This window comes from Pseudomonas sp. RIT288 (assembly GCF_000631985.1).
In the GTDB taxonomy this organism is placed as follows: Bacteria; Pseudomonadota; Gammaproteobacteria; order Pseudomonadales; family Pseudomonadaceae; genus Aquipseudomonas.
Genome location: NZ_JFYN01000012.1, coordinates 79,229 through 93,607, shown reverse-complemented (window position 1 = coordinate 93,607; position 14,379 = coordinate 79,229). Strand labels below are relative to the sequence as shown.

General features: G+C 59.6%; 9 protein-coding genes. 2 read left to right on the top strand and 7 right to left on the bottom strand.

The window, feature by feature from the left end:
• Positions 1 to 65: 65 nt before the first annotated feature.
• The gene (locus tag BW33_RS12110; protein ID WP_047599219.1) at positions 66 to 1,421 is read right to left on the bottom strand and encodes a tryptophan--tRNA ligase; all 1,356 of its coding nucleotides are present in this window, start codon (positions 1,419 to 1,421) and stop codon (positions 66 to 68) included.
• A gap of 24 nt (positions 1,422 to 1,445) precedes the next feature.
• Positions 1,446 to 2,075 carry an alpha/beta hydrolase gene (locus BW33_RS12105; protein ID WP_047599721.1) on the bottom strand — a complete coding sequence of 210 codons (630 nt, stop codon included), beginning with the start codon at positions 2,073 to 2,075 and terminating at the stop codon, positions 1,446 to 1,448.
• A gap of 144 nt (positions 2,076 to 2,219) precedes the next feature.
• Here BW33_RS12105 and BW33_RS12100 point away from each other — a divergent pair, with 144 nt between their 5' ends.
• Entirely contained in the window at positions 2,220 to 2,654 is a 435-nt protein-coding gene (locus BW33_RS12100) for a YhcB family protein (protein ID WP_007961596.1), read from the top strand.
• Between the two features lie 263 nt (positions 2,655 to 2,917).
• Here BW33_RS12100 and BW33_RS12095 read toward each other — a convergent pair whose 3' ends face one another.
• Together BW33_RS12095 and BW33_RS12090 are read right to left on the bottom strand one after the other, a co-directional pair.
• A complete protein-coding gene (locus BW33_RS12095) occupies positions 2,918 to 3,652 on the bottom strand; it encodes an OmpA family protein (protein WP_047599218.1) in 735 nt (244 codons plus the stop codon).
• A 116-nt stretch (positions 3,653 to 3,768) separates the two neighbouring features.
• Entirely contained in the window at positions 3,769 to 4,413 is a 645-nt protein-coding gene (locus BW33_RS12090) for an MBL fold metallo-hydrolase (protein ID WP_047599217.1), read from the bottom strand.
• A 201-nt stretch (positions 4,414 to 4,614) separates the two neighbouring features.
• On the opposite strand from BW33_RS12090, the gene BW33_RS30360 reads away from it, so the two are divergent.
• Positions 4,615 to 7,950 carry a M10 family metallopeptidase gene (locus tag BW33_RS30360; RefSeq protein WP_047599216.1) on the top strand — a complete coding sequence of 1,112 codons (3,336 nt, stop codon included), beginning with the start codon at positions 4,615 to 4,617 and terminating at the stop codon, positions 7,948 to 7,950.
• A gap of 96 nt (positions 7,951 to 8,046) precedes the next feature.
• Here the strand turns inward: BW33_RS30360 and BW33_RS12080 are convergent, their stop codons facing one another.
• The 3 genes from BW33_RS12080 to BW33_RS12070 all read right to left on the bottom strand — a co-directional run bounded on the left by BW33_RS12080 (position 8,047) and on the right by BW33_RS12070 (position 14,329).
• A complete protein-coding gene (locus BW33_RS12080; protein WP_047599215.1) occupies positions 8,047 to 10,779 on the bottom strand; it encodes a LuxR C-terminal-related transcriptional regulator in 2,733 nt (910 codons plus the stop codon).
• 267 nt (positions 10,780 to 11,046) lie between these two features.
• Positions 11,047 to 12,411 carry a DUF1329 domain-containing protein gene (locus tag BW33_RS12075; RefSeq protein ID WP_047599214.1) on the bottom strand — a complete coding sequence of 455 codons (1,365 nt, stop codon included), beginning with the start codon at positions 12,409 to 12,411 and terminating at the stop codon, positions 11,047 to 11,049.
• Between the two features lie 28 nt (positions 12,412 to 12,439).
• Positions 12,440 to 14,329, bottom strand: a complete 1,890-nt coding sequence (locus tag BW33_RS12070) for a DUF1302 domain-containing protein (RefSeq protein WP_047599213.1) — start codon at positions 14,327 to 14,329, stop codon at positions 12,440 to 12,442.
• Positions 14,330 to 14,379 lie beyond the last annotated feature (50 nt).

The following is a 14,379-nucleotide window of genomic DNA, read 5'->3' as shown; positions in this document are numbered from 1 at the left end:
GGGCCGTCACTGTAGCGACGGCCCGTAGGAATGGCAATCAGCCCTTGGTCGGGCCGCGCCGCGGATTAGTCCAGAACCGGGGTCATTGCTACGCGCAAAGCATCGATCGCGGCGTCCCGCGCAGCAGCATCAGCGAACGCCGGGCTATCGCCAACGCACTCGCCTTCCAGCCACACGCTGAAGCTCAGGTCTTGATTGCGGATGTCCAGTGCCTGACCGGATTGCAGTTGCTTGGTCACCTGGCCTGCAGTTTTGCCGTCGGCGAAGTGGCGCGACAGCAGCAGTTGCTCGCCATCGGCCGCCAGCAGACGGAAGCGGAAGCTGCCGTCGTCTTCACGGAAGCTGACGAAGCGCGCGGCTTTCACGGCTTTCTTCTTGGTGGTCGCCGCGACTTGCACCTGATTGACGAAAGAACGCAGGCCGACCGCTTCACGCAGTTCGTTGAGGAACGGCGTCGCCACCGCACGAGCCTTTTTCGCACCGTGTTGCAGGATGTCTTCCAGATCTGCCGGGCGCTCGATCAACTGGTGATAACGCTCGCGGGACTCGCCCAGTTCATTGTCGAGCAACTGGAACAGACGATTCTTCGCCTCGCCCCAACCCAGACCGCCGAGCAGTTCGCTGCGGAATTCGTCCGCCTGCACAGGTGTGGCGAAGGCCTGGAACAGGGTGAACAGATGCGAGTTGTCCGGATCCTTGGCTTCGCCCGGCGCTTTGGAGTCGGTGACGATCCGCGAGATCGCGTCCTTCATCTCTTTGGCGCTGGAGAACAGCGGGATGGTGTTGTCGTAGCTCTTCGACATCTTGCGCCCGTCGAGGCCTGGCAAGGTCGCCACGCTTTCCTCGATCAGCGCTTCGGGCATGGTGAAGAACTCCTTGCCCTGGCCGAACAGGTGGTTGAAGCGCTGGCCGATGTCGCGGGCCATTTCCACGTGCTGGATCTGGTCGCGACCGACCGGCACCTTATGCGCGTTGAACATCAGGATGTCCGCCGCCATCAGCACCGGGTAGCTGTAGAGACCCATGGTGATCCCGGCATCCGGGTCTTCACCGCTCTCGACGTTCTTGTCCACCGAGGCCTTGTAGGCGTGCGCACGGTTGAGCAGGCCCTTGGCGGCGACGCAGGTCAGCAGCCAGGTCAGCTCAGGGATTTCCGGGATGTCGGACTGGCGATAGAAGGTCACACGGTCGACATCCAGGCCACCGGCCAGCCAGGTCGCGGCGATTTCCAGACGCGAGCGCTGGATGCGCAGCGGGTCATCGCATTTGATCAGGGCGTGGTAGTCGGCCAGGAAGTAGAACGAATCGGCATTGCTGTCGCGGCTGGCGAGAATCGCCGGGCGAATGGCGCCGGCGTAGTTGCCCAGGTGCGGCGTGCCGGTGGTGGTGATGCCGGTGAGGATACGGGTACGGTTCGTCATGGGTAATCGCTTGTCAGACTGCAATCAATTCGAGAGACGCGGCAGGATCAGATCCTTGAGATCGGTCAGCTTGCCATGAAAAAAGTGTCCGCATTCTGCCACTTTCAGCAGCTCATGGGGGCGCTGGAGTTTTTCCGACCAGTCGTAGACCAACTGCGGATCGATCACTTCGTCGGTTTCCGGCTGGATCACGGTCAGCTCGCCGTGCTGTGGCAGTTGATCCTGATCGCCCAGACGCATCACCGCCGGCGCGACCATGAACAGCTGCTTGAGCTGTACGCCCTGCGCTTCGAGACGACCGCCGAGACTTGCTGCAACAAATCCGCCGAAGGAGAAACCGAACAGGGTCAGCGGCAGATCCGGGTGTTTTTCCCGTAGCCATGCTGCAGCAGCCTGGGCGTCATCGACTTCACCGCTGCCCATGTCGTGCGTACCTTCACTGGCGCCGACACCGCGATAGTTGAAACGCAAGGTAATCAAACCTGCGTCGCGCGCGGTGCGCTGCAGGGTCGAGACAACTTTGTTGAGCATGGTGCCGCCCTGCACCGGGTTCGGATGGCAGATCAGCGCGATGCCGACTGGCTGCTCGTTATCGAGGTACAGCGCTTCGATTTGGCCGACTGGGCCATCAATCACTACAGGGGTTTCACGCATCAGCAAGGAAGGAACTCCGTGACCTCGAATCGGGTCGACTCGTCTAGCAAATTGTCTGTGCCAATCTATTGCGAGTGAATCGCGGTATACAGCGCAGGTTCGAGCCGTTAACGTAAAGCAAAGCCGTTTATAGAGGAAGGACTCGTGGAACACTCGCTCTTAGTTTGGTTGTTACCGACTCTTGCCCTGGTTGTGGGTGTCGCCATTGGATTCCTGATCGCTCGCGTCGCACCGAATGCCGCGCCGAGCCGCACGCAGCGTCAACTGGATGATATCCAGGAGCGTTTCGACAGCTATCAAAACGAGGTGGTCACCCACTTCAACAGCACCGCGATGCTGGTCAAGAAGCTGACCCAGAGCTATCAGGAAGTGCAGGATCATCTCGCCGAGGGTGCCAACCGTCTGGCTCTGGACGAGCAGACCCGTCAACGCCTGATTGCCGCTTTGCACGCCGATGCCGCGCAGGCACCGCGCGAACGCCTGACGCCGCCGCGCGATCAGGAGCCGCCACGCGACTACGCGCCGAAAGCCCCGAACTCGCCGGGCATGCTCGATGAGCATTACGGCCTGAAGAAGTAATCGGGTTTCGCGCCCAACAAAAAGCCCCCGGACAATTCGGTTGTCCGGGGGCTTTTTTGTGCCTGTTGAGTTTGTGGTACCTGCACCGGCCCAGCAACCCTGTAGGAGCTGTCGAGTGAAACGAGGCTGCGATCTTTTGATCTTGTTGTTGAAAGCTGAAGATCAAAAGATCGCAGCGTGCCGCAGCTCCTACAGGGTGACTGCGTTCAGGCCATAAAAAATGCCCGGGTTCAGACCGGGCATTTTTTCATTCGGACAATCGCTTACGGATACTGCTGAACCGTACCCGGCTGTTGCTGCTGACCACCATACTGCTGACCCGGGATCGCCTTCAGGTTAACCTCGACGCGACGGTTCTGCGCGCGGCCATTGACGTCGCCGTTGCTGGCAATCGGGTTATCCGGGCCGGCGCCACGGGCCGACTGGTTGGCACCGCTGACACCTTGCGAGGTCAGGTAAGTTGCCACGCTCTGTGCACGACGCTGGGACAGGTCCATGTTGTGCTGGCGGCTGCCGGTGCTGTCGGTGTAGCCGACGATTTCGATCTGGTTCTGGTTGAACTCCTTCAGCGAGTTCGCCAGGTTGTTCAGCGGCTGATAGAAGCTTGGGGCGATGTTCGCCGAATCGGTGGCGAAGGTGATGTTGCCCGGCATGATCAGCTTGATCTGATCGCCCTGGCGCTGCACTTCAACCCCGGTGTTGGCCATGCTGGCGCGCAGCTTTTTCTCTTGCTGGTCGGCGTAATAACCGTAACCGGCGGCCGACGCACCGACCACCGCCGCGCCGATCAGGGCACCCTTGCCGCGGTTGTTGTGGTCGATGGCGGCACCCGCCAAGGCACCGGCCAGAGCGCCGAGGCCACCATACTTGGCGGTTTTGCTCATGCCTTGCGAGCCACCGTCGGCCTGCCCCTGATTGTCATACGGGTTGGGCGAGGCGCAGCCGGCCAACATGGCTACAGCGGTAGCAACAATAATCAAACGAGGCGTGGTGAACATGAAGAGCTCCTGGTTTTTTCGCATTCTGTGTGGCAGCGGCCCTAGGCAATAGACCTGTGCGGGCGTTGGATCATGACAATGCCGAAAAATTCCGCCGCACACTCATGACAAAATGTTTAGGCGCGCACGAACGGGTTTTCCCGCATTTCATCTCCGAGACGCGTGTCCGGACCATGTCCGGCAACCACGATTGCGTCTTCGTCGAGCGTGTACAGCCGCTGCTTGATCGACCGCACGATGGTCGCCTGATCGCCGCCCCACAAATCCGTGCGCCCTACCCCGCGACGAAACAACGTGTCGCCGGCAATCAACAGCTTAGCCTCGGAAAACCAAAAGCTCATGGAACCGGGTGTATGTCCCGGCGTATGCAGCGCGACACCACAGCCGCACGCCAGTTCTTCATCGTCGCTCAACCAGCGATCCGGCGACGGTACCGGGGTGTACGGCACGCCGAACATCTGGCATTGCATTTCGAGATTGTCCCACAGGAACTGGTCTTCCTTGTGCAGATGCAAGGTTGCGCCGGTTTTCTCTTTCATCTGGCCGGAAGCGAGGAAGTGATCAAGGTGCGCGTGGGTGTGGATGATGCTGACAACTTTCAGACCGTGAGCATCAAGGCGCGCCATGATCAGGTCAGGATTGCCGCCCGGATCGACGACGATGGCTTTTTTAGTGAAGGGGTCGCCGATGATCGTGCAGTTGCACTGGAGCGGGCCGACGGGGAAGGTTTCGCGGATGAGCGACGGGATAGTTGCAGGCATAAGAACCCTTGGCAAATGGCTGATGGAGTTTGCTAAGAATTCTACTGTAGGAGCCGATACAGAATTCCAGGCCAGTAATTTGACGCCACCAATCTGAAAATAGTGGCCAAATGATGTCAAATCAGTAAATACTGGTACAGAATCGCGTTCTTTTTGTAGCGACTGCATTCAGGAATAGTCGCATATTACCCAGGAAAAACCATGCCTACCCCTTCGTCGTATTCAATTGCGTTTCCTTCAGCACTGACCGGTAACAAGTACGTTGACAGCCTGATCTCCGGAACTTATTGGCTGGGGGCAAACTGGCCTGCTTCGGGTTCGACCAGCCTTAGTTATAGCTTCATGGCGCCCAACACGTCGTACTTCGTCACTAATTACAGTTCTGATAATGAATACAACGCGCTGTACGAACTGACGAGCGGGCAGAAAAGCGCGGTGACCAATGCCTTGGCCACTTGGAGTGCTGTCGCCAACCTCAGCTTCACGCTGACCAGCGATGACATCAACAACGTGGGTGACCTTCGCTTTGGCGCTTATCGGTTGATGGATAACCAGACAGCTGCCTGGGCCTACTTCCCGGCCAACAACCCTAGCGGGGGCGATGTCTGGATCGGCCCGGAGACGAACAACTCAAATCCGGGTAATGGCTCCTACGACTACCTGACCTTCATCCACGAAATCGGTCATGCGCTCGGACTCAAACATCCATTCGATGTCAGCTCGACAAATAAAACATTGCTGGACTCGTCGCTCGATGATGTTCATTTCACGGTAATGAGCTACAACAGCAACTACTCCTATCAGCCGACTACGCCGATGTTGCTCGACATCTTGGCGATTCAGAGCCTGTACGGCGCCAATATGCAGTGGCAGACCGGTAACAACGTCTACTCATGGGCGTCAGACCAGTCAATCTTCGAAACCATATGGGATGCTGGCGGTATCGATACTCTCGATGGCAGCAACCAACTGGCGTCCGTGACCCTCAATCTGAATGAAGGTACGTTCAGCCAGATCGGCAAGGCGTTCGTCGACCAGTCAACGTCGAGTCTCATCAATAACGGCCTGGCGATTGCTTACGGCGCAAAAATCGAGAATGCCATCGGCTCGAATTTCGATGACATTCTGTACGGCAACGAGCTGGATAACGTACTCAACGGCAATGCCGGCGCAGACACCATGTACGGTGGCGCAGGCAACGACACGTACTACGTTGACAACGCCGGAGACGTTATTTTCGATTATCCGGGCATGGGCACCGACACCGTCGTTTCCTCCATCAATTACGTTCTCGGGGCGCATCTGGAGAACCTGACGCTGGCTGGCGCCGCCAACCTCAATGGCACCGGAAACGCATCGAACAATACAATCATCGGCACAGTCGGCGATAACATCCTCGACGGTGGTCAGGGTGCAGACACCCTGATCGGCGGCGCGGGCAACGACACCTACATCGTCGACAACCTCGGCGATACGGTCACGGAAACCAGTACCCTTGTCAGTGAAATCGACACGGTCCGTAGCTCGGTGGCCTTTACATTGGGTGCTAACGTCGAAAACCTCGTCCTGACCGGCTTCGATACGGTCAATGGCACGGGCAACGTACTGAACAACAACATCACCGGCAACGACCAAGCCAATACCCTGGACGGCGGCCTGGGTGCCGACACCATGATCGGGGGCGGTGGCTTCGACAGTTACTATGTGGATAACGTCGGTGACGTGGTGATCGAAACCGACGCCTCGCTGACCGCCATCGACCGCGTGTTCTCGACCATCGACTACACCCTGGTGCAGAACGTCGAAAACCTGATCCTGCTGGGCAATGCAAACCTCAACGGCACCGGCAACGCCGCCAACAACCGCATCACCGGCAACGACGGCAACAACATTCTCGATGGCGGCCTCGGTGCCGACACCCTGATCGGCGGCCTGGGCAACGACACCTACATCGTCGACAACTACGGCGACACCGTGACCGAAACCAGCACCCTGGCTGGCGAAGTCGACACGGTCCGCAGTTCCGTGGCGTTCGCCTTGGGTGCCAATATCGAGAACCTTGTCCTGACCGGCAACGACGTGATCAACGGCACCGGCAACAACCTGAACAACACCCTGACCGGTAATGACCAGGCCAACACCCTGGACGGCGGCCTGGGGGCCGATACCATGATCGGCGGCGGTGGTTTCGATACTTACTACGTCGATAACTACGGCGATGTCGTCATCGAAACTGACGCAACGCTCGGCGCGACCGACCGGGTGTTCGCCTCCATCGGCTACAACCTGACTGCCAATGTCGAGAACCTGATCCTCATCGGTAACGAGATCATCAACGGCACCGGCAACGAACTGGACAACCGCATCACCGGCAACGACCAGGCCAATACCCTGGACGGCGGCCTGGGTGCCGACACCATGATCGGGGGCGGTGGCTTCGACAGTTACTATGTGGATAACGTCGGTGACGTGGTGATCGAAACCGACGCCTCGCTGACCGCCATCGACCGCGTGTTCTCGACCATCGACTACACCCTGGTGCAGAACGTCGAAAACCTGATCCTGCTGGGCAATGCAAACCTCAACGGCACCGGCAACGCCGCCAACAACCGCATCACCGGCAACGACGGCAACAACATTCTCGATGGCGGCCTCGGTGCCGACACCCTGATCGGCGGCCTGGGCAACGACACCTACATCGTCGACAACTACGGCGACACCGTGACCGAAACCAGCACCCTGGCTGGCGAAGTCGACACGGTCCGCAGTTCCGTGGCGTTCGCCTTGGGTGCCAATATCGAGAACCTTGTCCTGACCGGCAACGACGTGATCAACGGCACCGGCAACAACCTGAACAACACCCTGACCGGTAATGACCAGGCCAACACCCTGGACGGCGGCCTGGGGGCCGATACCATGATCGGCGGCGGTGGTTTCGATACTTACTACGTCGATAACGTCGGTGATGTGGTGATCGAAACCGACGCGACCCCAGGGGCAACCGACCGGGTATTCGCCTCCATCGACTACACCCTGACTGCCAATGTCGAAAATCTGCTCCTGACTGGCAGCGCGAACCTCAAAGGCACGGGCAACGAAAGCAACAACCGCCTGGTGGGCAACGATGGCGCGAACATCCTCGACGGCGGCCTGGGGAACGATACCCTTGAAGGCGGCTTGGGGAACGACACATTGATCGGCGGCCTGGGCACCGACTCTCTGACGGGCGGAGGTGGTGCGGACCGGTTCGTGTTCAATAACTGGAACGAGTCCGGAGTCGGTAACCTGCGCGATGTCATCACCGACTTCAATAGCGCGCAAGGCGACAAGATCGATCTGACCAAGTTTGATGCCGACCTGTTGAGCGCAGGCATCAACGGTTTCAACTTCATCGGTGCAAATGATTTCACTGGTGCGGGCCAAATTCGCTTCGTTGACCACGTACTCTCGGGTAACGTCAGCGGGAATTCCGGTGCCGACTTTGAAATCCAGTTGGTGGGTGTGAACAGTTTCAGCGCCAACGACTTGGTGGCCTGATCCAGCTCGACACCCGATCTGCTTGCGGATCGGGTGCAAACCAAAACGCCCTGATTGATTCAGGGCGTTTTGGTTTGTGTGAGTGTCACATCAAGACTACGTCAGAACCCCCAACGCTTTCGCCCGGGCCACTGCCTGCGTGCGCCGCTCAACGCCAAGCTTGCTGTTGATATGACTCGCATGGGTTTTCACGGTATGCAGCGAAATGAACAGCTGTTCGCTGATTTCCTGATTGGAACAGCCTTGGGCAATCAAACGCAGCACCGCCAGCTCTCGGCTGCTGAGTTGTTCGGCTGCGGTGGACTCGACCACTGGACGAGTCGCCACCAGTGGAAAATGCGCCAGTAACGGTTGTCCTGCCAATGCCGGCGATGCATGCAATTGGCTGCGCAACCAGTCCGGATATTCTCGGATCAGTGCGTCAAACGGCTGTATCACGCCGCCACCCGCCGCTTCCAGCGCCTGACTCAAGACCTTGCGTGCTTCCGGTTCGCGGCCAGTGCCCAGCAACAAGGCGACCTTCTGCGCCAGCGCCATCACACACAGCAACTGTCGACCGGTTTGCTGACCGTTTTCCAGCAGCACATTCAACCGCCCTTCGGCGAGCATCGACTGCCCCTGAATCACATCGAGCAGCGCTTGCTGCAGTTCGACGTGCAATGGCAGCTGAGGATGAAATTCCGGTGGCGCCGCTGCACGCTCGCCGGTGTAGGTCTGGCCCAGACGCGCCAGCCAGGCGGACGCCAGATCGGTGCGTCCCTGCACCAGCCACAGTTCACATTTGACCAGGGTAATCATCGCCAGGTAGTAGATCGGCGGCACGTCCCAGATGTGCATCAGGCGCTCGGCTTCAGCGAGTTCGGCAAAGGCCTTGGCAAACTCGCCTGAGCTGCCGTCGAGACGAGCGATCACGCAGTGGCCGATCAGCACGCTGATGTCGCGACAGGCCCGCGCTTCGGCCAGACCGCTCAACAATCGAGCACGGGCCTGCTGTGGTTGCAGGCGCATGGACAACAGAAAACCTTGGTACAACGTCAGCCGCGCACGCACCGCATACAGACGTTGCGGGGACAGTCCACGCAACCGTTCCAGGCCCTGATGCACTTCATCCAGTGCACGCAGTATCTCGCCACGGGCCTGCAACACCCGCGCCCGGTCGTAATGCGCCAAGGCTTCGAACAACGGATTGCCAACCCGCTGCGCCAGCTCGAGGGACTCACGGTTCAAGCCCCGGGCGCGCCACAGGTCGCCATCGGCAATTGCCAGATTGGACAGGGTCGACAGGCACATCAGGCGTTGCCCGTAACGTTTCACCGGCAGGCTTTCCAGCGCTTCGCTGCAATAGCGCTGAGTCAATTCACGATGACCACGCCCACGAGCGATGATCCCGCTGAGCGCCAGCCATTGTGCAAGCATCGACTTCTGCGCCGAAGCCGAAGGCGCCGGCAGGAAGCGACTCAAATGACTGGCCAGCTCTTCAGCGGCATCCAGTTGACAGGCCAGCCCCAGCGCCCAGCTATAGAGCACGATCAAGCGTGGCGTACTGATCAGCAGGCTGTCGGGCAAGTCCATCTTCCAGCGCAGCAACATGCCGACGTTCTGCTCGGCGAGCAGTTGTTCCTCGGACAGGTTCTGCACCAGATTCGCTGCCACATCCAGATGGCCGGCGCGTAACGCCTGCTCGACCGCTTCATCGAGCAGGCCCTGCGCATTGAACCAGCGGCAGGCGCGCAGGTGTAAGGTCGCAGCGGGTACCAGCGGTTGAGCGACAGGACGGCTGCGCAGCAGATCGGAAAACAGATGGTGATAGCGATACCAGTGCCCGTGCTCGTCCAGCGGCACCAGAAACACTTGATGAGCCAACAGAAACCGCAGGATTTCGCCGCTGTCGTGGGCTTCACGCACCGCATCGCAGAGCTCGCTGCAAAAGCGCTCCTGAGGTGCGGTGTCGTAAAGAAACGCCTGCACCTCGGCGGGCAGGCAATCGATGACTTCTTCGAGCAGGTAGTCGCGAATCAGCCCTTCCCCGCCGTTCAGCGCTTGCGGCAATGCGGCCTCGTTGCCGGCTTCGGATGCCGCCAGCAACCAGAAACGCAGCCCGGCCACCCAACCTTCGCTGCGCTCAATCAGGTTTTCCAGGGCTTCACCCCGCAGCGATGTGCTATGCCGATCAAGCAGGGCCAGGGCTTCGTCATGGGTCAGGCGCAGATCCTGTTCATGCAGTTCGAGCAATTGCCGCGACAGGCGCAGGCGCGCCAGATGCCAGTCCGGGCGCTGCCGACTGGTGACCATGACCAGCAAGCCATCGGGCAGATGATTGAGGAAAAACTGCAGGCAACGGTCGAGTACCGGGCCTTGGGCGAGATGGTAGTCGTCGAGCACCAGCAACAGCGGCGCCGTCGGTTGCAGTTGCAGGGCCAACTCATCGAGCAAGCCGTCGAGCCATTCTTCGAAGGCAAAGGGCTGATGGCGCTGGCGCATCTTCAACAGGCCAAGCGCGCGACTGCCCAGATCCGGAAAGTAGTCCTGCAGCCCTTCCAGCAACCGCTCGAGAAACCGCCCCGGATCGTTATCCCGCGGGCTCAATCCCAACCACAGGCTTTGCCAGTGCGCCGGCAGGCTCTGACAGAACTCCACCGCCAGCGAACTCTTGCCGAACCCTGCAGGCGCGCTGACCAGCAACAGACGTCCACCGAGCCCGGCGCTCAGGCGTTCACACAGACGCGGTCGCAAAACGTAACCGTCGGGCAGTGGCGGGCGAAAAAAACGCCCGTCCAGTGTTGCGACGGCAGCGCTTGCAGGATCCGGAAGCGGGGACAGATCAGTCATGGCCGGCTCTTGTTTGAATGGCTGTTGGCGGCGTAGCAGATGTCCGCAGCCTAGCCTTAAACGTAGCGGTTATGAAGGTTGCTGCTACAAATGGCTACAAAAAGACCATCAGCCAGCCGGCGCCCCTCCTGTAGGAGCTGCCGCAGGCTGCGATCTTTCAGGATCAAAAGATCGCAGCCTGCGGCAGTTCCTACACAAAATCCCGACGCAAAAAAAGCCCCGAACCAGTCGGGGCGTTTTTTCGAGGATGCGGCCTCGGGTCAAAGCTTAGCGGATACCGTCCTGGCCCAGGTTGCCCGGCTGGAATTCGCTTTTGGAGGCAGAGAAACCGAAGTCATACGCTGATTTCTCTTCGTTCTTCATGCCCAGCGCCAGGTAGCGGCCCGATTGCAGGTCGTACAGGGCTTCCAGCGCGTACCACGGCACTTGCTTGTCGTAGTAGTCCTCGGCATGCGCCTCGGCCACACGCCATAGCTGACCGCGACCGTCGTAGTGGTCAATGACCGCTGCCTGCCAGGTGTCTTCGTCGATGTAGAAGTCACGTTTGGCATAGATATGGCGCTGACCCGGTTTCAGGGTGGCGACCACGTGCCAGACACGACGCAGCTCGTAACGGGTCAGGTCCTGGTTGATATGGCCGGCCTTGATGATGTCGGCGTACTTGAGGGTCGGCGAGTCGATCTTGTAGCTGTTGGAGGCAATGTACATCTCTTTCTTGCCTTCGAGCTTCCAGTCGTAACGATCCGGTGCACCGTTGTACATGTCGAGGTTGTCGGAGGTACGCAGGCCGTCCGCGGCAGTGCCCGGGCCGTCATAGGACACTTGCGGTGCCTGACGTACACGGCGCTGACCAGTGGCGTAGACCCACGCCTTGCGCGGCTCCTTCACCTGGTCGAGGGTTTCGTGCACCAGCAGTACGGTACCGGCCAGACGGGCCGGCGCAGTCACTTTCTGCTTGAAGTAGAACAGGATGTTGCCCGGGTTGGCCGGGTCGTAGTCCTTCATCTTGTCGCGGAACACGAACTGGTCCTGGAAATACACCAGGCTGAACGAGCCGTTGGTTTGCGGCGTCGCCTGGGTGACCAGACGGGTCACGCTGCCGCCGCGATAGCGGGTGATGTGGTTCCAGATCACCTCCAGACCGCTTTTCGGAATCGGGAACGGCACGGCGGTATCAAAGTTTTCCAGACCGTTACCACCGGCAACCAGATTGGTGGTGGTGGCGTTTTTCTTGATCGCGGCGAACACGGCATCCGGCACGGTCGAGCCGCGATGGGACGGGTAAACCGGAATCTTGAAGGTGTCCGGGTAGCGCTTGAACATTGCGTACTGGCCCGGTGCAAGCTTGTCCTTGTACTGCTCGACGTTCTGCGCGGTGATGGTGAACAGCGGCTTTTCACTGCCGAACGGATCGGACAGGAAGCCCTTGCTGTCGACCGTGCCGGCATTTTTCGGCAGCGGTTTCCAGGCCGGGATCGAACCGTCGGCGTTGCCGGCCATCTCGGCGCCCATCGGGGTCAGGCTCTTGCCCAGCTTGTCAGCTTCGGCGGCGGGTACGGCCGCCATGACGCTGGTCGCCAGCAGCGACAGCCCCAGAACACCGGCGTGGAACAGACTCTTTGTTATTTTCATATGTATGTTCGTCCTGAAAAAACTGTGCTTAGAAGTTCACGCCGACGCTCAAGGCCACGAAGTCACGATCGTCCACGGTCGTGTAGTCGCCGCCAAAGAAGTTGGTGTAGGCCACGCTCGCCGTGTAGGTGTTCTGGTATTCCGCGTCCAGACCGAGGCTGATGGCCTTGCGACCTTCCTCGAAGTTGCCGCCAGGGCCTGGCGAGTAACCTTTCACGTCGTGCGACCAAGCCACGTTCGGCTTGAGGTTCACACCGGCGAACACGTCGCTGTAATCCCAGATCGCACGAGCGCGATAGCCCCACGAGGTCGAAGTAGTGAAACCGTCGTTGTTGCAGTTGCTGGAAACGTTATCGCGCGAAGCTCCCGGCCCGGCACCGTTGACGGTGGAAGTATTGAGGATCTGCGAGCAGGTATTGAGGCCACCGGTCGACGGCAGTTCGCCCGGACCAAACACCGGATCGCGGCCGTAACGGGCTTCGGATCTGCTCTCCAGCCCACCGACGTGAGTCACGCCGACCTCACCCACCAGGGTCAGCCGGTTGGCGCCCATCACCTGATCGAAGAAGTGCGTCAGGGTGGTTTGCAGTTGGGTGATCTCTTTGCGGTTGTAACCGTGCAGATCCTGGCCCGGCACGCCGTTGAGGACCGATGCATTGCTCAACGTGCCACCCAGCGGGCGCACGCCGGCGAACAGGATGTCGGTGGAGTTCAACTGCACCGGCGCATTCGGCCGGTAGCTGACCTCACCGCTCCACGCCGTACCGGTAGGCAGGGTGGTGGAGAAACTCAGACCGTACAGGCGAATGTCTTCAGGGTATTCGATGAAGTATTCCGAGTTGCCCGCGACCACCAGTGGCCCCAGCGCCCGGAACGGGCCAGGCAATGCTGCCACGCCGTTATAGATCGACTGTGGCGCGCCGGTGGCGCTGAAGATCGGCGCACGGCTGTGGTAGTTCATGAAGTAGGCACCGAACTCGGTGGCCAGCGGGTCGAACATGTACTTGGCGGAAACGCCCCACTGCCCGTTGTCGCGGGCGTTGCGGTTAGGTGAACGGCGCACCAGCACACCTTCTTCGTTGACGTCGACGCCAGCGTTGGCCAACGGCCCGAGCGCAATGCCCGGAATGGTCGAACGCTTGTTCAGGACCCGCAGATTATCGTCGCAGCCGGTGGTCACGATGTCCGGCTGCGAGAAGAACGTGCCGCAGTTGTCGGTCACGGTCTTCTGCCAGTCGATCTGGTAGAAACCTTCGGCCGAAAGGTTCTCGGTGATGCTCTGGGACACGTAGAACATGTTGACCGGGATCAGGCCTTCCTTGATCTCGGCACCCGGACGGCGGAACGCGGACACGTCGATCGGGTTGATCGAGTTGATGCCGCCGCCGATGAAGGTACTTTCACCCCAGTTCACCACTTGCTTGCCCAGACGCACCGAACCCGGCTCATCGGCGATCGAGTAGTTGTGGTAAACGAAGGCGTCGAGGATCTGCCCACCGGAAGAGCGCGCCGCGATATCGCGGTTATGGTTGCTGACGTCCTTGTATTCCAGGTCCTGGTTCTGCAGTGCGAAGTCGTACCAGTATTTGCCCCGGACGAAGACCCCGGTGTCGCCGTATTTCAGTTCCAGATCATGGATGCCCTTGAAGATCTTCGAGAAGGCTTGCCCGCTCTTGAAGTTCAGGTGGCCGTTGTCGGAGGTCTGGGACAGGCCCTTGCCGCCGTTGTTGACACCAATAAGGTCCTTGTTCGGCTGCTGGGTCGAGATACTCATGCCCAGGGAGAGCGAGGAGTCGAACTGACCTTCGATTTCACCGACGTTGAAACTGACGCCGAATGCGGGCCCGGCGAGCGTAGAGGCAAGACTGACGGCCAGAGGCAGTTTAGCCCGGCGCCAGAACTGGTTTACTGATGTCATCGACGCTACTCCATGTGCATTATTGTTATGGCAGTGAGTACTTTTAAAAA